The organism is Natrarchaeobaculum sulfurireducens, from assembly GCF_003430825.1.
Taxonomy (GTDB): Archaea; Halobacteriota; Halobacteria; order Halobacteriales; family Natrialbaceae; genus Natrarchaeobaculum; species Natrarchaeobaculum sulfurireducens.
This window is the reverse complement of the sequence record NZ_CP024047.1, coordinates 3,141,416-3,162,225: the sequence shown is the minus strand read 5'-3', so window position 1 is coordinate 3,162,225 and position 20,810 is coordinate 3,141,416. Positions and strand designations below refer to the sequence as shown.

General features: G+C 64.5%; 19 protein-coding genes and 1 tRNA gene. 10 read left to right on the top strand and 10 right to left on the bottom strand.

Annotated features, from left to right (window positions below):
* Positions 1–384 precede the first annotated feature (384 nt).
* The 4 genes from AArc1_RS16700 to AArc1_RS16685 all read right to left on the bottom strand — a co-directional run bounded on the left by AArc1_RS16700 (position 385) and on the right by AArc1_RS16685 (position 5,295).
* A complete protein-coding gene (locus AArc1_RS16700) occupies positions 385–4,101 on the bottom strand; it encodes a S8 family serine peptidase (RefSeq protein ID WP_117365433.1) in 3,717 nt (1,238 codons plus the stop codon).
* A gap of 131 nt (positions 4,102–4,232) precedes the next feature.
* Positions 4,233–4,829, bottom strand: a complete 597-nt coding sequence (locus tag AArc1_RS16695) for an HTH domain-containing protein (protein ID WP_117365432.1) — start codon at positions 4,827–4,829, stop codon at positions 4,233–4,235.
* A complete protein-coding gene (locus tag AArc1_RS16690; RefSeq protein WP_133412294.1) occupies positions 4,816–5,031 on the bottom strand; it encodes a hypothetical protein in 216 nt (71 codons plus the stop codon). The genes AArc1_RS16695 and AArc1_RS16690 overlap by 14 nt, the downstream gene beginning before the upstream one ends.
* Before the next feature lie 191 nt (positions 5,032–5,222).
* Positions 5,223–5,295, bottom strand: a tRNA-Pro gene (locus AArc1_RS16685).
* An 82-nt stretch (positions 5,296–5,377) separates the two neighbouring features.
* On the opposite strand from AArc1_RS16685, the gene AArc1_RS16680 reads away from it, so the two are divergent.
* A complete protein-coding gene (locus AArc1_RS16680) occupies positions 5,378–5,635 on the top strand; it encodes a pro-sigmaK processing inhibitor BofA family protein (protein WP_117365430.1) in 258 nt (85 codons plus the stop codon).
* Positions 5,636–5,670: 35 nt separating this feature from the next.
* On the opposite strand, the gene AArc1_RS16675 is transcribed toward AArc1_RS16680, so the two are convergent.
* Positions 5,671–7,737 (bottom strand): DEAD/DEAH box helicase, encoded by a 2,067-nt coding sequence (locus tag AArc1_RS16675; protein WP_117365429.1) that lies wholly within the window; start codon positions 7,735–7,737, stop codon positions 5,671–5,673.
* Between the two features lie 257 nt (positions 7,738–7,994).
* Here AArc1_RS16675 and AArc1_RS16670 point away from each other — a divergent pair, with 257 nt between their 5' ends.
* Both AArc1_RS16670 and AArc1_RS16665 read left to right on the top strand, forming a co-directional pair.
* Positions 7,995–8,384, top strand: coding sequence for a CrcB family protein (locus AArc1_RS16670; protein WP_117365428.1), 390 nt, complete (start codon positions 7,995–7,997; stop codon positions 8,382–8,384).
* Positions 8,385–8,434: 50 nt separating this feature from the next.
* Positions 8,435–8,857 carry a fluoride efflux transporter FluC gene (locus AArc1_RS16665; protein WP_117365944.1) on the top strand — a complete coding sequence of 141 codons (423 nt, stop codon included), beginning with the start codon at positions 8,435–8,437 and terminating at the stop codon, positions 8,855–8,857.
* A gap of 245 nt (positions 8,858–9,102) precedes the next feature.
* Here AArc1_RS16665 and mgtE read toward each other — a convergent pair whose 3' ends face one another.
* Together mgtE and AArc1_RS19170 are read right to left on the bottom strand one after the other, a co-directional pair.
* Entirely contained in the window at positions 9,103–10,149 is a 1,047-nt protein-coding gene (gene mgtE / locus AArc1_RS16660) for a magnesium transporter (protein ID WP_117365427.1), read from the bottom strand.
* The gene (locus AArc1_RS19170) at positions 10,136–10,303 is read right to left on the bottom strand and encodes a hypothetical protein (protein ID WP_186336618.1); all 168 of its coding nucleotides are present in this window, start codon (positions 10,301–10,303) and stop codon (positions 10,136–10,138) included. Before AArc1_RS19170 ends, mgtE begins: the two co-directional genes overlap by 14 nt.
* Before the next feature lie 276 nt (positions 10,304–10,579).
* On the opposite strand from AArc1_RS19170, the gene AArc1_RS16655 reads away from it, so the two are divergent.
* From AArc1_RS16655 to AArc1_RS19165, 4 genes are all read left to right on the top strand, one after another.
* A complete protein-coding gene (locus AArc1_RS16655) occupies positions 10,580–11,149 on the top strand; it encodes a magnesium transporter (RefSeq protein WP_117365426.1) in 570 nt (189 codons plus the stop codon).
* Positions 11,149–11,730, top strand: coding sequence for a magnesium transporter (locus AArc1_RS16650; RefSeq protein ID WP_117365425.1), 582 nt, complete (start codon positions 11,149–11,151; stop codon positions 11,728–11,730). Before AArc1_RS16655 ends, AArc1_RS16650 begins: the two co-directional genes overlap by 1 nt.
* A 201-nt stretch (positions 11,731–11,931) precedes the next feature.
* Complete coding sequence (locus AArc1_RS18840; RefSeq protein WP_161958303.1) at positions 11,932–12,312, top strand: HalOD1 output domain-containing protein; 381 nt, start codon at positions 11,932–11,934, stop codon at positions 12,310–12,312.
* Positions 12,309–12,458, top strand: a complete 150-nt coding sequence (locus tag AArc1_RS19165) for a hypothetical protein (protein WP_186336617.1) — start codon at positions 12,309–12,311, stop codon at positions 12,456–12,458. Before AArc1_RS18840 ends, AArc1_RS19165 begins: the two co-directional genes overlap by 4 nt.
* A 134-nt stretch (positions 12,459–12,592) precedes the next feature.
* On the opposite strand, the gene AArc1_RS16640 is transcribed toward AArc1_RS19165, so the two are convergent.
* Positions 12,593–13,801, bottom strand: a complete 1,209-nt coding sequence (locus AArc1_RS16640) for a potassium channel family protein (protein WP_117365424.1) — start codon at positions 13,799–13,801, stop codon at positions 12,593–12,595.
* Positions 13,802–14,139: 338 nt separating this feature from the next.
* Between AArc1_RS16640 and serS the strand changes: the two genes are divergently transcribed.
* From serS to AArc1_RS16625, 3 genes are all read left to right on the top strand, one after another.
* Positions 14,140–15,519: a serine--tRNA ligase gene (gene serS / locus AArc1_RS16635; protein ID WP_117365423.1), complete on the top strand. Its 1,380-nt coding sequence runs from the start codon at positions 14,140–14,142 to the stop codon at positions 15,517–15,519.
* 210 nt (positions 15,520–15,729) lie between these two features.
* A complete protein-coding gene (locus AArc1_RS16630) occupies positions 15,730–16,710 on the top strand; it encodes a S49 family peptidase (protein WP_117365422.1) in 981 nt (326 codons plus the stop codon).
* Entirely contained in the window at positions 16,707–17,789 is a 1,083-nt protein-coding gene (locus tag AArc1_RS16625; RefSeq protein ID WP_186336616.1) for a hypothetical protein, read from the top strand. Before AArc1_RS16630 ends, AArc1_RS16625 begins: the two co-directional genes overlap by 4 nt.
* 36 nt (positions 17,790–17,825) lie before the next feature.
* Here AArc1_RS16625 and AArc1_RS16620 read toward each other — a convergent pair whose 3' ends face one another.
* On the bottom strand, positions 17,826–19,223 hold the full coding sequence (locus AArc1_RS16620; RefSeq protein ID WP_117365421.1) for a PGF-pre-PGF domain-containing protein: 1,398 nt from the start codon (positions 19,221–19,223) through the stop codon (positions 17,826–17,828).
* A 196-nt stretch (positions 19,224–19,419) separates the two neighbouring features.
* Positions 19,420–20,589 (bottom strand): 7,8-didemethyl-8-hydroxy-5-deazariboflavin synthase subunit CofG, encoded by a 1,170-nt coding sequence (gene cofG, locus AArc1_RS16615; RefSeq protein ID WP_117365420.1) that lies wholly within the window; start codon positions 20,587–20,589, stop codon positions 19,420–19,422.
* Positions 20,590–20,810: the final 221 nt, after the last annotated feature.

The following is a 20,810-nucleotide window of genomic DNA, read 5'->3' as shown; positions in this document are numbered from 1 at the left end:
TGCACTGTTGTACGGCCGTCATCAGGTATAAATGGTCGCAAACCCTGTCGACACTGGTCGTCGACTGCTCTGGGCACGCCGTGAGAACTCCTCTCGAGAACTGAACGGATCGAGTTCGGGCCACGTCGAACCGTCCGTTCGACGGCCGTCGCCACAGTGGGCGACGAACACGCCGTCTCCTGTATTCCCGCTCGCGTACTGACTGTCGTACGGCGTACGACAACAGTACCGGTCACGTGGCCTCGTCAGAGACTTCGCCGGCATCACTTATGTAGATATGGACCCGTCACACTGATTGACACTCCCCGTTCGGCTGGACTTGCCGTCCGCGTGAACGATACCGAACAGTGACCACCGAACGGTTCTGCGACGCGTGGACCTTGCTCACTCCTCGAGCGGGTCTACCCGAACCGTCGCTGACGCGTCGTCGGTGGCACCGGCCTCGTCGACTACGGTGACGGTCACCTCGGTCGTCCCCGGTTCCGGCTCGTGTCTCAGGACCGGCTGTGGGGTGACCTCGTCGGTCGAGCCGTCGCCCGTGAGATCCCAGCGATACTCCTCGGCACCTGCTTGCACGTCGCTCGCTCCGGCATCGAGCGTCACCGGCGTTCCCTCGAGCATCCACTCCCGGTTCGTCTCGAGGCTCGCCTCGGGTGGTTCGGTCTCGATCTCGACCGTCACCGATCGGGGCTCGTCGACGGTGACGTTCGTTCGATACGTCCGGTCGACGTACGGTCCCTCCTCAGGTGGGTCGATGGTGGCCGTGACCGCCCCCGAAAGCGAGATGCCCGACTCGTCGGCGCTCGGGAGCCGTACCATCCCGTCGGCGTCGGAGTCGACGGTCGCCCCGACGGAGGCGTTGGCAGCCCGGTGGCCGAGTTCGACTGTGGCGTTCGGGACGGCTTCGCCGCGTTCGTCGACGATCTCGATGTCCACCGGCGTCGCCCGTAGAAGGGTCTCCTCGAGGGTCACGTCTTCGTCGACGGTCACACGATCGAGCGCGGCGAACGCAGGACGCTCGTCCTCGAGCGAGGCGTTCAACTGCCACGGCTCGCCACGGCGGTACGCGAGGGTGTAGGTCTCATCTGCGGGCACCTCGAGATCGAAGGTTCCGTCCTCGTCGGTTCGGTCGATCGTGGGTGCGTCGTCGCCGTCGACGGGGGCCGCGAGGACGGTGTCGTTGTCCGCGGGTGTTCCGTCGTGGGTGAGCAGCTGACCCGAAATCGTTCGCGTCGACGTGTTCGGTGCTTCGCCAGCGTAGAACGCGTCGGCCGTCATCGTCCGGACGCGGTCGCCGTCGGCCTCGAGTTCGGCCGCGAGGCTCACGGTGTCGGCGTCCTCGGGCACGTCGAGCGTGGCAGTGAGTCGGCCGTCCTCGTAACCGGTGTCGGCACGTTCCCAGCCCGTCGACTCGTCCCAGGGCGGGGTCTCCGGCCCGTCAGGGGCGTACCAGACCGACCGCGACGAGACCGACCGGAGGTCGTCGACCTCGAGTGCGACGGTCACCTCGCCCGGCCCTGCGGCGTTCGTCTCGTCGGCGTCGACGTCGACGTCTCTGACGAGCGGTGCCTCGAGCGGCTCGCCCGGCCTGGGCTCGTCGATCGTAACTGTCGCCTTTGTATTCGTCGAGAGCCATCCATCGGAGTTGTTGCCCGCGAGTTCGACCGTGAGCGGTTCGTCGTGATCGATCGGGACGTCTCGCGCGAGGAGTTCCGGCTCGTCGCTTTCGACGACATCGACGACCTCGTCACCGACGGCGGTCGTCAGCGAGTGTTCTGCGCTCACGTAGAGTTCCGTTCCGGCACCGTCGGCGAGCGGCTCGCCCTCGATCGTCACCGTGTGGTTTTCGACCGCGACCGAGTCGACGACCGCAGTCAGCGGGTGGGCGAGGACGTCGGTCGACTCCGCAGTACGATCGTCGACGATCGCCCGCCAGCCGTCACCACGAAGTTCGCGGTCATGTGAGACGCCGGTCGTCGTCCGGTGGACTCGCTGATCGCCGCTGTCGCCCAGTTCGAACCAGTAGCGGGCGGGGTCGTTCCACTCGAACCGGGTCGTCGTTCGATCCTGTGCCTCGAGCGGCAGGTCCTGGGTTGGCCGGTGGATTCGGTACGCCGTCGTCTCGAGGTCGGACGGGGAGATCTCGACCGGGGACGCCCACTCGGCGCTCGAGGTCTCGTGATGGAGCTGAAAGACGTCCGCCGTCTCGAGTTCGTCGTCGGAGTCGGGCGTGAGCAGGTAGGTCGTCGCGATCGCGTTGTCGGGGTCTTCGGAGACGCGAACGGTCCGGTTGTCGGCGTCGAGCAGCGTCCGGGAGAGTCGCTGGGTGCTGTCTCCCGCCATAGTGCTCATCGACGCCACGACGCTGTTGTTCTCGAGCGGTCCATACTTCTCGACGATCGGCTCGGCGTCGACGCCGACCGGGATCGTCTCCGACTCGTCCAGGACGACCCGTTTCTCGCCGTCGATGTCGACTCGCTCCGAGAGAAACACGATAGAGCCGGTCTCCTGATCGACCCCCTTCGACCAGAGGACGTAGGTCCCGCCGCCGCCGACGAACGACGTCTCGCCGTCCTCGAAGTCCTGTATGCCCGAATGGGTGCCGTCCTCGCTGAAGAAAAACAGCGGATCGCCGTCGACCCGGTCGCCGGCCGACAGCGGTCGCTTCTCGACGGTCACCTCGCCACCGCGAACGAAGCCGACGGGGACCGTCCGCGGTTCGCCGTCGACTGCATACGCGAGCGCCCCCGAGTGGACGCCAGCGTCGGCATCCGCATCGACGGTCAGTTCGACGGCTGCCCGCTCACCGGGCTCGAGCGTGAGTTCGCTTCGGTTCACCGATAGCGTCTCGTTCGCCACCGCGTCACCTCCATCCGTAGTGGCCTCGTCCACCTTGTCTCCACTCACACCGTCTCCGTCTACTTCACCTCCACTCACACCGTCTCCGTCTACTTCGCCTCCACTCACACCGTCTCCGTCTACTTCGCCTCCGTCCATCTCGATGTCGAGGTTCGTCACGTCGGCCTCGAGCGAGAGGTCGTGTACCTGATCGTCGTGGTTCTCGACGGTCACCGTCTGCGTCACCGGCTCGTCGTCGTCGACGAGCCCGAAGTCGATCACCCCCTCGTCGACGACGATATTCGGCTCGAGCGCCCGGTCGACGTCGAGTTTCCCAGCGCCAGCCGCGTAGACGTCAGCCCCCTCGAGCGGCCGGGCGGTGCTCGCGAGTCGGCTCTCGATCTCTTGTGGTGAGAGCGACGGCTCGGTCTCGAGCAGCAGGGCGGCCGTAGCGGCGACCTGTGGGGCGGCGACGCTCGTCCCCGTTCGGGTCGTATACTCCTCGCCCGTCCCCACAGCGGGGCCGGGGATGTCTTCGCCCGGTGCGACGAGTTCCGGCTTGAGGTGACCGTCGTCGGTCGGCCCGCGCGAGGAGTGCTCGAGGACCGAGCCGTCTTTTGCAGTTGCGCCGACGGTGATCATCTCCGGTGTCGCTCCCGGAGTCGTGATCGAACGCGTAGTGGCGCTGTTGCCGGCCGAGGCGACGACGACGGTCCCCTGTTCGGTCGCGTGAGCGACGCTCGCGTCGATCGGCTCGTCGTCGACGCCGTCGACGTTGAGGCTCAACACGACGATGTCTGCGCCTGCCTCGTCGACCGCGTACTCGATGCCGTCGGCGATCCGGTCGGCGTCCCCCTCACCCTCCTCGCTGAGCACCCGGACGTCGACGAGGGCTGCCCCGGGTGCAAGGCCAGCGTCACCGTCCTCACCCTCCCCGCTTCCAGCGACGATCCCAGCGACGTGAGTGCCGTGGCCGTGTTCGTCGACGCCCACGTCGGCCTCGTCGCTGTCGGCGTCGTCTCCGTCGTCGGTTAGATCGATTCGGTCGACGACGCGACCCTCGAGTCCGACGTGCCCGTCGTCGATTCCCGTGTCGACGACCGCAACGGTGACGCCGTCGCCAGTCGGACCCGGAGTGAGGTTTTCGGCTCGTGGCTCACCGTCTGCACCGTCGTCCGCGGTCGGCATCGCAGCGAACGAACCGACCAGGAGAACGAAGACGACGACGGCACTGACGGTCAGCACAGACCGTATAGAGGGCATGTAGCGATAGCGAGGATACGCTGTGACGACATATAAGATCTCGTTTCGTTCACAACAACCGACGCAACCGCTCGCCTCGTCAACCGCCCTGTCCAACTCTCGAGCGCATCATCGTCACTCGAGAGCCACCACTACTGGCGTCCCTCGAGAAGCACGACCTCGCCGTGGTCTCCTGGATGAGCCGATGCGGCGTCGCCCTCCGGGTCGGCTCGCCGTAGCCACTCCCGGACGGTGTGGGTTCGCTGCCCGGCCGTCCCCGGCCGCTCGGTATACGGGACGACTGCTCGGAGTCCCTTCATGGCGTCATCGTCCGTCGCCTCGTCGGTATCTGCGCTCTCATCGTACACCGCTAGCGCGACCAGCGGCACGCGGACCTGCTCGCGCCAATCGCAGGCACCCCAGCCGTACGTGGTGGGTCGCTCGCGGCGGCGAAACGCCGGCTCGAGCGAGTGGCCGTGGCGGCTGGCCCAGCGTTCGAACTCGGTGACGAGGTCGTCACGCGTCCCCACCCCGCTATCGCCGCCGATATGATGTTCGGGTGGCCAGTCGGTAACCCGGTAGGCAGCGATCTGTTCTCGCTCGCGCAGGCGCTCGAGTCGTCCGACGACGGCGTCGACCGTCTCGACGAGCGGACCAGGGACGGACGCCCTGACGTAGCAATCGATCCGGCAGTCGCCGGTCGACTCGAGGGCGATGGGCGCGGCGTCGGCGAACTTATCGGCCGACATCGCTCGCCTCCGGGTGCCGGACGCGGTCGTTATCGATGAGCGACGAGAGAGTTGGAGGGAGGGGAACCGTGGCCCGCTCGAGCCGTTCTTGCAGGTCCGTCACGGCGACGGCATCGGTGCCGAGGCAGGTCAGAGAGCCCAGGGTGGCGTCTGGAGAGCTGAATTCGGTTGGCACTGTGATGGGTGTAGTCGTAGCCGTCATCGTACAGGGTGCCCACGACGTGGCATATAAACGTTACACGAACGTGGAGGCCACGTGTCACGATTTAGCTCGTCGAGTCGTTCGTTTGGTGGCTGCTCTGGGACACCGGTCGAACGTGACTGGTCACCAGTACCGGCGTTGTACCCGCCACCACGAGCTGCGGCTCACGGTGTTGTTTGCGACGAAGTAAGTGGGATCGCGCGGATTTGAACCGCGGTCACGGGCACCCAAGGCCCGAAGTATACCAGGCTAACCCACGATCCCGTACCCTCCCTTTTGCGTGCACATCATAAAGGGTTTCGTTCTTGTCCGAACGGTTTTGACCCTCGCCGGTCAACCACCGACTATGGCTACCGGACTCGAGATTCTGCTTCTGGTCCTCGTTCTCGTCGCGATCATGGGCGTATCGACGCTCTTCGAGACCGTCAGGCCGCTGCTCGTCAACGCCGTCGTCGGCTTGCTGGTGCTGTTCGCGGTCCAGGCCCTGTTCGGCCTTTCGATCGCAGTTACGCCCATCGCGCTCGTGATCGTCGCCCTCGGCGGACTCCCCGGCGCGCTGGTCGTGCTCGTGCTCTCGCTCTTCGGCGTTGCGTTTGTCCCCTGAGACGGACCGTCGGACCTGTGTGACTTCGGGACGACTCAGAGCTGTGAATCGCGTAGTTCGATGTCGGCGATGAGGTCGTAGGGATGGGCGTCCTTTCGGATGCCGTCCAGCAGGGCGAACGCCTCGCCCGGGTCGAGGAAGTGTTCGGTGACGACCCGGCCGAGCGGCGTCGGCTCGAAGCCGTCGATGAAGTCGTACTGCAGGAGTTTGCCGACGGCGTGTTTCGTCGGGACCTCGCCGAGCATCCGGTCGTTGAGCGCCTTCGCGGACTTGCCGCCGACGGTGACGTTCGCGAGGGTCTCTTCGATCGCCGCGGACTCGTCGTAGTGGGTCATCACCGCCTCCATCTCGCCTTTGAGGAGTTTGAACGCGACCTCGTCTTCGCTCATCTCCATCGAGTTGTGGTAGGCGCAGTCGGGCTCGACGAGGACGTACACGGTCCCCTCGTCGTGGTAGTCCGGTCGGCCCGCGCGACCGAGCATCTGGTGGAACTCCTGAACCGAGAGCCATTCGATGCCCATCGCCAGCGTATCGAAAATCACCTGCGAGGCCGGGAAGTCGACCCCCGCAGCCAGTGCGGCGGTCGTAACGACGGCCGCGAGGTCCTGCTCGCCGAACTGCCGTTCGACCGTCTTCCGGCGCTTGTAATCGAGCCCGGCGTGGTACGGCGCGGAGGCGTACTCGAGTTTGCGACTGATCTCGTGACATCGCCGTCGGGAGTTGGTGAAGATGATCGTCTGCCCGCGATATCCCTTCGAGGACTCGGTGTCGAATTCGCGTTTGACGAGTTTGTTCTCGATGCGGACCTTCTCCTGGCCGTCCGCAAACGTGACGTGGCGTTCGATCGGCACCGGTCGTTCCTCGAACTCGATGAGCGTCGCCTCGAGGGCGCCCGAGAGCTGTTCGGGGTTGCCGACGGTCGCCGAGAGGTAGACCCACTGGGCACCATCGTAGCCGTCCCGCCTCTCCGCACGTCGCTCGCACGTGTATTTGAGCCGTGAAATCAGTCCATCGAGGCGGTGGCCCCGGTCGTCCTCTTTGAGGGTATGGACCTCGTCGATGACGACGGTGCCGATATCACCCATCTCCTTGCCCGTCCGCAGCGCGTGGTCGATTCCCTCGTAGGTGCCGACGATGACGTCGGCGTTCGGGTCGAACCGGTTGCCGTCGTCGTTGATTCGGCTCGCGCCGACGCGGATCGAAACGTCGACGAGGTGGCCGTATTCATCCTGGAAGTCCTCGTACTTCTGGTTGGCCAGCGCCACGAGCGGGACGAGAAAGAGCATCTTCCCCTTGCCGTTCAGCACGCGGTCGATCCCAGCCATCTCGCCGACGAGGGTCTTCCCGGTCGCCGTCGCCGACACCACCAGCTGGTCGTCGCCCTCGAAGAGGCCGTTCTCCGCTGCGAGACTCTGGACCGGCAACAGGGTCTCGAACCGATCCTCGAGCAACCCCTGGAGTCCCGGATGCAGGCTCAACGAGTCCACCCGCACCGGGTCGACCTCGTCGGTCGTCGCCGAGATGGTATCGAACTTCGTGAGATCGGGATCGAGGCGGCCTTTCAGTAGGTTGACGATCCGCTGTAGATCCTGCACCTCGAGCATCAGGTCCTCGAGTCGGTCTTTGGCGTCGCCGGTGACCCGGCCGCCGCCGGAGTAAGATAGTTGACGCTCGAGTTCCTGTTGGGCACAGTCCCGGCAGATCCAGTCCTGGTCGTCTTTGACGGCAGTCTCGGTCGTAATCGGTGAGTAACGGCCCGCAGAGGCACAGTACCGACAGGTCCGGACGGCCTTTGCTTTCTCCTCGAGCTGGTAGCCCGCGAGCATCTCCATCAGCTCGTCGCGGGCCTCGCGAGAGGTCTGTTCGGAGATTCGGATGCGCTTCGTACGCCGGGCGAGTTCGACGAACTCGTCGGGCTGGCGAGGCTCTTCGCTCGAGCCCTGTTTGAGCCGGAACTTCGCCGGACGGGGACCGGCCGACGTCTCGGAGAGTCCGAGTTTTGCACGGAAGAGCCGCGTTCCGTCGCGTTCGACGACGACGAGGTAATCGTCGCCGGTCTCGTGACAGAAGAGCGTCTCTACGTCCTGGACCTGCTTCGACACGCTACGGAATAGACCGGTCGCGTACTTGAGCGATTCGGACTCGCTACGACAGTTGTTCCTGCGAAACGCAGCTGGCTGTGGGCCGATGCTCCGAGAGCGTTCGGCTCCCGTCTCGAGTGGACATGTCGACTTTCGCAACGCTCATGTCCGTTCTGTGAGAACCCCTGCCGTAACCGGGCGATGGGGCCCGCCTGATCCAACTGCCGATCCCTGCGATATCGTGGGCGGCTGACGGTCCCTGTCCTGACTCGACAGCCATGGCAGACCGACATCCGCTCGTCCGACTCGAGACGCTTGCACTGATCGCCATCGGTGGATTTGCCGGTGCGAACCTCCGGTTCTTTGCACTCGGAACCGTCCCCGACGATCTGGCGATCGCGCTCGTCAACATTGTCGGCAGCACGCTCCTCGGCGTCTTCGTCTACGAGGCCCAGTACACCGGAATCGTCGATCGTCAGTCGCGACTCGTCTTTACGACGGGGTTTCTCTCGTCGCTGACGACCTACAGCGGGTTCGCGATGGGGATCGCCGAGGCGGAGACCGTCTGGCTCGCGCTGGCTATCGTCGGCGTCAACTACGTGCTCGGATTTACGGGCGTACTCGTCGGCCGTGGAGTCGCCAGACGGATCGGGGGTGAGCGAGCGTGATCGCCACGACACTCGCCCTCGCTGCCGGTCTACTCGGGTCGATCCACGGTATGCTCTCGGTTGACGCCGTCGCTGTCGCCGTCGTCGCCGCTACCGCGGCCGTCGCCTCGTTCGATCCCGAACCGGCACACCTCGTCGGTACCGGCGCGGCGATCGGTGCCGTCTGTCGGCACCTGGTCTACCTCCAGCTTTCGTCGGATCGGTATCCGATCCCGACGCTCGTCGTCAACGTGGTTGGAAGCGTCGTTTTCGGATTGTTCGTCTTCGCCGGTGCGACGGAGTCGACGATTCAGTTGGTCGGGATCGGTGCCTGTGGGGCGTTCACCACGTTCTCGTCGTTTTCGGTCGAGACGGTCCAGCTCTGGGAGCGCGGTGATCGAGACCTTGCGGTGGTGGTCGCCGCGGCGAACCTCGTGCTCTCGCTGTTGGGAATCGGGCTCGCCTGGCTACTCGTCGCTGTGGGTCCGTTTTGACGGCTGATCCTTTCTCACTGGGTCGAGCGACCGTCACCGGGACCGCCCTTCGACGGACGTCCGTTTCCACAACGGTTTGGGGATCTCGAGGACGTGTTCGCGTTCGCGCTCGCCCGAGTGCTCGCGTTCGCTGAGATACCTCCGATAGGCGTGTCTACTGCGTGGTGGGCGAGCCGTCGGTCGAACGAGCAGAGACGTCGGCAAACGGGATCGATAGCGCGCGAAAAATAGGCGTCAGCGTGGGGCTACAGCAGTTCGGCGAGCAACACCGCGGCCAGGCCGAAGTAGATCAGCAGCGCCGTCACGTCTTTGACGGTCGTGATCAGCGGGTCCGAGGCTGCTGCGGGGTCGAACCCGAGTTTGTTCATCAGCCACGGGATGACGTAGCCGACGACGGATGCGACCACACAGACCGACACGAGGGCGATGAACACCACGACGGAGATCGTTCCGGCGTTCGGATCGCCAGCCCACGTCCGCCAGCCGTAGGCAGCCAGCGCGCCGATGCCACCGATGATGAGGCCGATGAGCAGGCCGATGACTCCCTCCCGGGCGAAGTGTCTCATCGCGTTTCGGTCGTCAATCTGTCCGAGCGCCAGTCCGCGAACGAAGATCGTCGACGCCTGCGTCCCGACGTTGCCGCCCATGTCCATGATCACCGGAACGAAGAAGGCCAGTGCAACCACTGCCTCGAGCGTATCCTCGAACTGTTCGATGACACCGCCAGCGAGGAGTCCGCCCGCGAGCGCGACGACCAGCCACGGCAGTCGCAGTCGGAGGATCCTCGGGATCGAGGACTCGAGGATCGCCGAACTTCGGGACCGTTCGACGTCGGCGAAGGAGAAGCCGGCGCTTTTGAGGATGTCTTCGGTTGCCTCCTCCTCGACGACTTCGATCATGTTGTCGGTTCGGAGGACGCCAACGAGCACGCCGTCGTCGTCGACGACCGGCATCGCGGGGAAGTCTCGCTCGGCGATCTCGTCGGCGGCCCACTCGGGGTCTGCGTCGGCGTTGATCGTCACCACGTCGGTGGCCATGTGAGCTTCGACGACGTCGTCTTCGGGCGCGTTCAGCAGCTCACGAAGTGACATGACACCGACGAGTCGGCCGGCGTTGTCGGTGACGTACAGGTAGTAGACCGTCGTTTCGTCAGAAACTGGCTCGAAGTCGCGGAACTCCTCGATGGCGGGCCCGACGAACGTCTCCTGAGTGACGGCGACGTACTCTTCGTCGGTGATCTCGTCGACGCGGTCCGCGTGGAAGTCGACGTCGCGGCCGCTAGTAGCCCCCATACACCTCACCCCGGCTGTGCGAGCGCATGACGCCCGCGAACTCACCTTCGAGCAAGTCGAGAATCAGTTCCTCGAGCGAGCGGCCGCGCTCGCGTTCACCGTCGTTGATCGCAGAATCGGTGCCGTATCCGCTGCTGTGATTAGTGTCCAGCATGCGCGAGGACGTTTTTAGTGGCCTCTAAAAAACGTTCTCATCTAGTACATATAATGTGTTCGGCTATCATGGGACCGACCGACATTGCCCCTGTCGGACAGTTATAGCGGTTTTATCCTGCGGTGTGACTACTCCACAAACGAATACGTTTGCCGCCCGTCCTCGTCGATCAACGCCCGGCCGCCGGCCTGATCACTCACTCGTATCCACTCGATCCACCGCATTCCGAACCGTTCTCTCCGGCAGTATTAACAGGCGACGTAGTGAGACCCAGATATGAGCTTTCGGCGTGATTTTTGGTCGATCTATCGCGAAGCACTCCCGATCCTGTTTGTCGCCCTCGGCGGGGGCCTCTTCGCCGGTATCGTCCTCGAAGGAATTCTCGAGAGCGTCGAGCGGTTCCCCGGCTTGCTCGTGATGGTTCCCGTTTTCCTCGCGACCCGTGGGAACGTCTACGGCGCACTCGGCGGTCGGATCTCGAGCGGGCTCCACCAGGGGCTGATCGAACCACGCTTCGAGCGGAACGAGCGGCTGGTCAACGCCGTGCTCGCCTCGTTCGTCAACGGCATCGGAATTTCGATCGTTATCGGTGTCGTCACCTGGCTCGCGTTGCTCCTCATCGGCTGGAACGTCGCCGCCGTCTACGAACTCGTCGGGATCATGCTCGTTGCCGGCGTGCTGACCTCGGTCGTCATGATCGTCGGCCTGCTCGCGCTGATCTTCGCCGGCTACCGCTATGGCTACGACCCCGACAACCTCGTCGGTCCGATCGTTACGACCCTCGGTGATATCTTCGGGATGCTCTTTATGCTGTTCGCGATCGGCTTCGTGGAGGTGCTCGTCTGATGGTCGTCCCGCAGGACTCACTCGGTACCTGGAACTGGAAGTCGATCGTCGGCAACATGTTCCCGCTGCTGGTCGTTCTCTCGATCATCGTCCTCTGGGCAGGGATCACCCTCGAGAGCGCAGAAGCGATGTTAGAGGAGTTCGCCATCCTGGCGGTGATGGTGCCGACGATGGTCGACATGGGTGGTAACCTCGGTGCGATCTTGAGTTCGCGGCTGTCGACGCGTTTTCATCTGGGGACGACGGAACTCGACCCGACCGACCGGGTGCTGTGGGCGAACGTCGGTGCAATCCTCGCGCTCGCGGTGACGATCTTCACCGCACTCGGCGTGGGGGCGTACCTGATCGGCGCGTTGTTGTTCGGCGGTGCAATCGGCCTCGGAACGCTCCTGTTCATCTCGCTTGTCAGCGGTATGTCCGTCGCCGTCATCGCCATTGTTTTCAGTTTCGCGGCGACGTACGGCTCGTATCGACTGGGAATCGATCCCGACGACACGACGATCCCGATCGTCACCAACGTCGTCGACGTCTTCGGAATGGTCATCTTCATCGGCGTCTCGGCGGTCGTCCTCGGGTTCTGAACGGGTGTCTCGTAATCACCCAGCGGTATCCGTGGCCACGCACCCCTCTCGCCTCCCGGTTCGCGTCTGGAAGCTGTACGACCCTTCGATACCTCTTCTGAACCTCGCCTTACGTTTCGTCTGTCGACTGTCTGACGCGTGTCGGCCTGTCTGTCGAGCGTCTGACTGAATTTCAAGTGCAATGGTGTGGCCGTCCGTTCTATGGACGACGAGCCACTCGAACTCACGATCGCCCGAGAGATCGCTGCCCGCGAGGAGACCGATCCGATTCACCTTGAGCCGCCGCTGTACGAGGTTGTCGACGTCGAAGCCCTCGAGACGCTACTCGGTGCTCGAGAACTCGGATCCGCGGGATTCGAGGGTCGGATCTCCTTCGACTACCGGGAGTACATCGTAACGGTCGAGCACACGGGCGAGGTATCGGTGACGGCGGCCGCCGAGGCCCCGTCGGAACGACCGGGGACTGGACGGTCGTCGACGGCCGAACGGTCTCCTATCGTAACTCGCGCCCACACCGGGGACTCGAGTCGACCTCGAGCGCAGCGAATTGACCGTCCCACAACCGCCCACGATAGCCCATGACGCGTCCCCTTCTCCCGTTCGCAGTCGCGAGCATCGTTCTCGTTGCTAGCGTGCTCGTCTACTTCGAACTCGTGTTAGTCCTCCTCGAGGCGACCGCCGCGACCGATCACGGCTCGATCGATCCGATCTGGCGGTTGGGCGGCTGATCGGACCTCAGTCGAAGCGACGGATATGTTGTTCGCTCAGGGGATCAACACGGGCCAAACCGGGTGTCGATACGTGATACGGTGTATAGTGGCACTCAGCGGCGCTCATTGCACTCGACACAAGACGGTGACAGTCAGTCGGCAGCGAGCGACTCGAACGCCTCCGCGGCCGTTCGAGTCCCCTTCGAGATGAGGACGTCGCCAGTCTGTAGTTCGACGTCGGTGTCACCGACGAGAATCCAGCCCTCGCCGGGTCGTCGGATGGCGATCACCGACATGGTCGACTCGACGTCGGGAACCCCGGAGGTGACTCGGACCCCGTCGAGGTCGCTGTCGGCCTCGATCTCTAGCCGGCTGATTATCTCGTCGCTCTCTTCGACGGCCATCCGGACGACGGGATGGACCTCGAGGTCACGCAGTACGCCTTCGCTGATGTCGATGGCGGCGTCGCTGATGACTTCCGTGGCACTCCCCAGCCGGATCAGGCCACGGAGGGTGACCGGCTCTTCGGCGTCTGCGGCCGCTCGGAGCGTCCAGGCTTCGAAGCGCGACTCCATCGCATCGACTTCGATCTCGAGGTTGCGGACCTCCTCGGCGAGTCCCTCGCTCCCGAAGAGAACGCTGCTGTAGGCCAGGTCGACTGCGAGTTCCGAGAGGTTCTTCATGTGAACGATCGTGTCGACGGCGCGCTCTAGGTCTGCGATCCCTTCAACCTCGATGTCCGGCGACTCGTAGCCCTCGCCGGTCAGCGACTCGTAGACCTCGTCGATGGCAGTCTCCGGCCCGCGAAGCAGTGCCACGTCGTCGGTCTCGATAGTCGTCGACGGACCGGGATTGAGCAGCCACTCGTCGCCCCGGCGAAGCGCGATCACGCGTACACCTGTCCCGGACTCGAGGTCGATATCGGCGAGTGTCCGATTGGCGTACGGAGAGTCGCGCCCGACGACGCCGCGGACGAGCGTCTCGGCGGCTTCGGGAAGCGCGGCTCGCATCGCATCCGGCAGCCCCATCTCCTCTAAGACGATCTTCGCGATGTCGCCGGCGGCGTCGCTGATGTCTCCAGCGGCGGCGACGATCCCGAGTACGGGTGCGAGCTGTTCTGCATCTCCGGGATTGCGGACGGCCATCATCAGACTCATCCGCGCTTTGAGCTCGAGGACGTCCATCCGTTCTTCCAGGCGCAACACTTCACGCGCGAGCGCCTCGTTGCTGTGCAACACCGCCGAGTACGAGAGGTCGATCAACAGCTCTGCGGTGTCTTTCATCTCGACGAGCACGTCTTTGACACTCACCGGCTCGTACTCAACTGCTCCCGACGACGCCTCTCCCTCGAGCGGGTCCATGGTGAACCACGCGGTGCCCGGTGAAAAAAGCGTTTCCCGCCCGACATCGGACGACCCGACTGCGGCGACAGCCGGCGAAGACGATCCGCAGAGTGTGTGTTCGGCCAGTCGAATCGGTGACTGAGAGTCCCCCGGAACCAGCTCTCACCGCCGTGACGTTCGCCGATTCACTCACAGAGCGCCAGCCGACGATCACCGCGTGTCGACGTGTCTGATCGTGGCTTCGTCGCTCGAGCGACCGACGGTCGTCGATCGATCCGGCGGTATCGCGAGTCGAGAGCGCGCTTTGACGGTGCCTTCCGATACGGTTTTGGACGGCCGCAAAGAAGCCACGGTCAATGATCGACCGGAGCTACTTACAGGAGGATCCCGACGAGGTGCGCGACGCTGTCGAGAACCGAGGCGCGGACGTCGACGTCGACGAACTCGTCGAACTCGACGAGCGCTGGCGGGAGCTGAAAGCCCGCGGCGACGAACTGCGCCACGAGCGAAACCAGATCACCCAGAAGATCGGCAAGCTAGTTTCCGAGGGGAAAGTCGACGAGCGCGAGCAGGCCATCGAGGAGTCCAAAGAGCTCAAAGCACAGATCGAGGACATCGAGGCCGAAGCGACCGAGCTCAAGACGGAACTCGACCAGCGAATCCTCGAGATTCCGAACATTCCCGACGAGAGCGTGCCGCTGGGGATCGACGAACGCCACAACGTCGAGGACCGACGCTGGGGATTCGACGACCTCCCCGTCGACGCCGACGAAGTCACGCCCCACTACGAACTCGGCGAGGACTTAGACATCATCGACGAGGCTCGCGCCGCGAAGACGACGGGATCGGGGTTTTACTTCCTCAAAGGCGACGGCGCACGGCTCGAGCACGCGCTGATCCAGTTCATGATGGACGTCCACCGCGAGCAGGGCTACGTCGATCTCTTCCCGCCGATCCCGATCAAGAGCACGTCGATGCGCGGGACGGGACAGCTTCCGAAGTTCGCCGACGACGCCTACCGACTCGGCGGAGCCAACACCGACGCCTACGACGACGAGGACCTCTGGCTCTGTCCGACCGCGGAGGTGCCCGTCACCAACATGTACGCCGACGAGATCCTGCTCGCTGACGACCTGCCGCTGAAACACCAGGCCTACACCCCCAACTTCCGCCGTGAGGCCGGAGAACACGGCACCGAAACCCGCGGCATCGTCCGCGTCCATCAGTTCAACAAGGTCGAACTGGTCAACTTCGTCGACCCCGAGACCAGCTACGACCGTCTCGAGGAACTCGTCGACGAGGCCGAGGAGGTCCTCAGACGCCTCGAGCTTCCCTACCGAATCCTCGAACTCTGTACGGGCGACCTCACGTTCGCGAGCGCGAAGACCTACGACATCGAAGTCTGGGCACCCGCCGATGACATGGACGACGGTCCCGAGGAGGGCGGCCGCTGGCTCGAGGTCTCTTCGGCGTCGAATTTCGAGGACTTTCAGGCCCGACGGGCTGGCCTGCGCTACCGCCCCGAACGCCACGAGTCCGCGGAATACCTCCACACCCTGAACGCCTCCGGACTCGCGCTCCCACGGGTGATGGTTGCCATCCTCGAGTGCTACCAGAACGACGACGGCACCGTGACGATTCCCGAGGCGCTCCGGCCGTACATGGACGGCCAGGAAGTCATCGAGGGGCACGAGAAAGTCGGCGAGAGCGCTCTCGGTGCGGGCGAACGAGAGTAAGCGCCGTCACGCAGTTTCTCATCCGGAAAACGCCCGGTCGGCTCTTTTAGGTCGGTGTTCGTATCGCTCGAACGAGGAACACCGCCACCGTCCCCGCGGATCGATCGTCGCGGCTCTTTCCTCGAGTAGCTCCTTCTGTCTGCCAATTATTGTCAACCACTATAGAATAATATTTATATCAACAATTCTGACTATATTGTGGAACTGAATATGAGCGATACATTAGCCCTCGTCCGAGATCTACTCGGGGCGGTCGCACGGTCGTACGTGACGATCGCCGTGGTTGCCCTCCTCGTCGGAGCCGCACTGGCTCCGATGGCGTGGGGGGCAGCGAGCGGACCCGACGGCACGGTTGCCGTCATCGAGATGGACAGTTCGATCACCGAACCGACCGCCCAAGCGGTCACCGACGACCTACGCGAGGCTCGAGAGAACGAGTCGATCGATGCGGTCGTCCTGAAAGTCGACAGCCCCGGCGGCGGTGTTACGGCAAGTGAGAGTCTCTACCTCGCGGTTGATCGTACCGCCGAGGAGATGCCCGTCGTTACGAGCGTCCAGTCGATGGGTGCCTCAGGCGGCTACTATATGAGCGCACCGAGCGATGAAATCTACGTCAACCCTGCGTCGACGGTCGGAAGCATCGGTGTGCGAGCGACGCACGTCGACCAGCCGCCGGTCGACTCCGAGATCACGACCGGGCCGGACAAATCGGGACAGACCGAAGCCCACGTTACGGCTCAAGTCGAGGAGATGAAACAGGCGTTTCTCGGCTCGGTGGTCGAACACCGCGGTGACGAGTTGACGCTCTCCGAGGACGAACTCGCGTACGCAAACGTCTACACCGGCACGCAAGCCGTCGAGAACGGCCTCGCCGACGAAATCGGTGATTCTGACGTTGCAGTCGGTGCAGCCGCCGAAAAGGCCGGACTCAGCGATTATGACGTCGTCGAGCTGGGCGACGACCAGCCGATGGATATGCCCATCCTCTTCGAGGACGGTGGCGAGGGCGAACCGACCGCCGAGCCACACGCCCATCCGCAGACGTTCGGTGATTACGGCGACGTCGAGACGACCGCCTTCCTCGCCGTCTGGGGATCGGTCGAAGGTGAAACGATTGCGGATACGGCCACCGACGACTCCGTCGAGCCAGATCCCACCGATGAAGCCGATGACGGAGGTGACCGATCATGAACGCCGACGAGATCCAGTCGAGACTCCTCCTGTTCGTCGCGGTCGTCGGCGTCGTCGTCGTCGGCGTCGCTGGCGCTGGCGTCATCACTGACCAGGGCACGACCGAACGACCGACCGTCGACCACGCCCACCTTCAGCCGGACGGCATCGAGACGTCCGAACTCGAGCGTGGCGGCGAGATCGACTTCGACTCGCCAGCCGGCCCACAGACCGTCGCGATCGACGCCGCACACGCCAACGACGTCTCGAAAGCAGACCTCCAGCCGGTCGTCTCGGCGCTGACTGCCGAGGGCCACTCGGTCGAGTACGTCGAGTACGATCAGAACATGCCTCCCGAAGAACGTGCAGAACACCTCGCTGACGCCCTCGAGAACGTCGACGCGTTCGTCGTCGTCGAACCACAAGCCCGATACACCACGGGTGAAACCGAGGTCGTCTCCGACTTCGCGGCCAGTGACGGTCGACTCCTGTTCGCCGCTGGACCCGACACCGGTGGCGATATGCTGGGTGGACTGCTCGGTCTGCCAGCCGCGGATACCGGCGGCGACGGCGAGTTCGCCTCGGTGAGCTCCCAGTTCGGTATCGCCTACGACACCGGCTACCTCTACGACATGGAGTCCGAACACAACTACCGCACGCTCGAGGTAACTCCCGAGGCGGGTGGCCAGCTCACCGACGGTGTCGACCGCGTCGTCTTCGACGGCCCGACGCAGGTGAGCACCTCCGGTCAGACGCTGCTTGCGACGAGCGAGACGACCGAACACTCAGAGAGCCGTGAAGCCGGTTCCCACTCCGTTGCCGTCGAGGGCGACAACGCCGTCGCGGTCGGCGACGCTGGGTTCATGACCAGCGAGCGGTACAACGTCGCGGACAACGAGGTCTTCATCGGAAACGTCCTCGAGTTCCTCGTAAGCGGGACCGGGACACCAGGTGGCCTAGACGCACCTGCCGACAGCGATAGTTCCTCCGGAGCCGCCGGGGAGCCCCCGGCGCTGCCGGAAGACACTGCGGACCTTCCCGACGACCCCGAGGAAATCCCGGAAGACGACACGCCTGATTCTGCGAACTCGAGCGAGTAACGAACGGCACGCCCGGATAGGCTCCGGAACCGTTTTTCAGTGCCGCCAGCCGACATGTACCAACAGGACCACACCGAGGGCGAGCACGACGACGACTCCGAGTGCGAACAGCGGGAGTGACGCCTCGAAGGTCCCTGTCTCGCTCTCCGAATCGGTACCTGACTCGCCGTCTCGGTCAGCGTCGGTTTCGTTCGACCGGTCTTCCCCGTCGCCTCCGCTTTCGCCGTCCGTCCGGTCGTTTCCGCTCGAGCCGTCGTCCTGTGGTATAGTTACGATCAGTCCCTCGAGCGACGTCACCGTCGCCTCGAACTGGTACCGACCGTCCGACGCCGAACGGATTTCGGTGTCGGCGTCGCTCCACTCGTCACCGTCGGCTTCGTGGAGGCCGACCTCTTCGGCGTCGACCCCCTCGTCCTCGAGCCAGTCGGCGTCGAGGCTGAACGTGACGGTTGCCGCGCCATCGGTTCGATCACCTGCGAACGCGAGTTCCGAGAGCACCTCACGGTGGTCCGGCGTCGGTGGACGGTCGGTGTCCCGCTCGAGGACGAACGGGCCGTCGGCGGGGTCGACGTCAGCCACCGTGACCGAGTCGAATCGGACGGGCTCGCTCGAGGTCGTCGACGACTGTACCGCGTCGGTGACGTCGACGGTGGCGACGATGCCGTCGTCGGCTCGATTGTAGGTCGTAGATGGTGTCTCGCAGGTCCCGGTTCGGATCGTCACCGGCTCCGAGAGTGAGAGCGACGTTCGGTCGGGGTCGGTGAGGTCGCCGGAGAGGACCTGCCAGTCGTCGATCCGGCCGTCACCGTGCCAGTCGGGATCGTGGAGGGTCTCGTCGCCGTAGAACGGCGAGTCCTCGTTGAACGCCGGGTAGATCGTTAGCGCGAACTCGTCGTCGAGGCCGCCGTTGATCGCCCCGCCGTCGGTGCGGCCGTCCGCCCAGATCCAGTCAGCACCGAGCCAGCCGTCGCCAGCGCGCCACTCGGCCATGTTCGTCGGCGCATCGTACTCGTCGTCTCTGACGACCCAGTCTGCCTCCGGCGGTGTGCCGACGACATCGAACGTGACGACGCCGCCCGCGCTGGTACCCTCGAGTCGGTCGTGGACGACGACGAGACTCGTCCCGTCGGCCCCTTCGTGAAGCATCAGAATGCTCGTGTCGTCTTCTTGCAGGTGCTGTGTACCGTACGAGCTGTAGAGGTTGTCGTCGGTGTCGGGATGGGTCTCGTGGTTGCGGTAGTCATAAAACGAGTGGACGGTTCCGTCGCTCTCGAGCGGCTCGATCTCCTGGCAGACGTCGCCCTGCTCGAGGACGTACCTGTCGGTGTCCGCAACCGACTGTGACGCTGGCGTCGCTGTGCCGCCGGGGACGACGCCAGCGATGCTCGCGATGACGAGAACTACCGCGACCGCTAGCACGCGGTTCGCCGTCACGACACAGCACCTCGCCATCGAAGCGACGATCCCAGCGCGTCCGCGATGGGGTGGGTACTCCCCTGGAGGGCAATTCGGAGCGGCTCGCTGTTCACGGCCCACTGTCAGCTGACTAACTCGATAGTAAATGAGCGCGTTACGAGTGGTAGGGCCTGCGGAACCCCTCGAGGCCGTTGCCCCTTCGTCGAGACCGCCGTTATCGCGTGTTCGACTCGAGCACCTGTCGGTACCGCTGGCCGGCCTCGTCGTCGGCGGTGAGCGCCTCGCGGATCGTCCGCGAGAGCCACTCGCGTTCGGTGTCGCCGTCGGCTGTGGACGTCGTTCCGGCGGCCGGTACGCCGTCGAATCCGTCGGTTCGAAGATCGGCAGGAAGGAATCGTTCGTAGACCGGGAGTCGCTCGCCGAGTGGCAGGTCGACCGCGTCGGCGATCGCCTCGAGTTCGCGCAGTGCGGGCCAGGCGTAGTCGGGGTTGACGTGGTCGTCGGTGACGGGCGAGACGCCGCCCAGATCGTCGACCCCGCAATCGATCAGGTCGCGGGCGGAGACGAGATTGGGTGGCACCTGTACCGACACGTCTTCGGGCAATGCGGCGCGAGCCATCGCCGTCACCCGACGCATCGTCTCGAGGTCGGGCGAGCCGCCTGCCCAGCGGTCGTTCTCGCGGACCGGCTGGACGATCACTTCCTGGACGTGGTCGTACCGGTCGTGCAACTCGGCGATCGCCAGCAGACTTTCGGCGCGGTCGCGCCAGCGTTCGCCGATGCCGACGAGAATGCCCGTGGTAAAAGCGACGTCGAGTTCGCCCGCGTTCTGGATCGTGCGCAGGCGCTGGCCGGGCTCTTTCCGTCGCGGGCCCGCATGGGCGTCCACCTCGGCTGTCGTCTCGAGCATCGTTCCCATGCTGGCGTTGAGGTCTGCGACTTCGGCCATCTCCTCGAGCGTCTGATCGCCCGGATTCGAGTGCGGGAGCAGTCCCTCCTCTATGGCGACCGCACAGGCGTCGCGCAGGTAGGTGTGGATCGAGTCGTGGCCCCACTCGTCGAGTTGGGCGTGGATGTCGGTGTAGCGGTCGTCGGGATCGTCGCCGAACGTGAACAGCGCCTCCGTACAGCCCGCTTCGGCTCCGCGCCGGCAGATCTCGCGGACTTCCTCGAGGCTCAACAGCGAGGCCTGTCCCGGCGGATCGAAGTAGGTGCAGTAGGTGCAGGTGTACCGGCAAGCCGTCGTCAGCGGCACGAACACGTTCCGGGCGAACGTGAGCCGGTTCGGGGGCGAGACGTCCTCGGGACGGACCGAGAGGAGGTCCTCGACGGATTCGTCCGCAATCTCGAGGTCCACGCCGTACGTCGTCGCCCCCGGAAACATTACCTCGGTCTGACGTCGCGTCGCACATAAGCCCTTCACTTACTGCCGATCTCTCCTGTGGGAACCCAGGCCGAGACGCCGTTACCACCGTATAAACCCCTTTCATTCCCACTGGTGTCGGCTGGTGGGACTACTCACCGCCGGGTGGGACTGAAAGGGGCTGGCGCGCTCGATGACGGACGGTGACGTAAGCACGCGAGCGGAGCGAGCGCGCGCAGCGA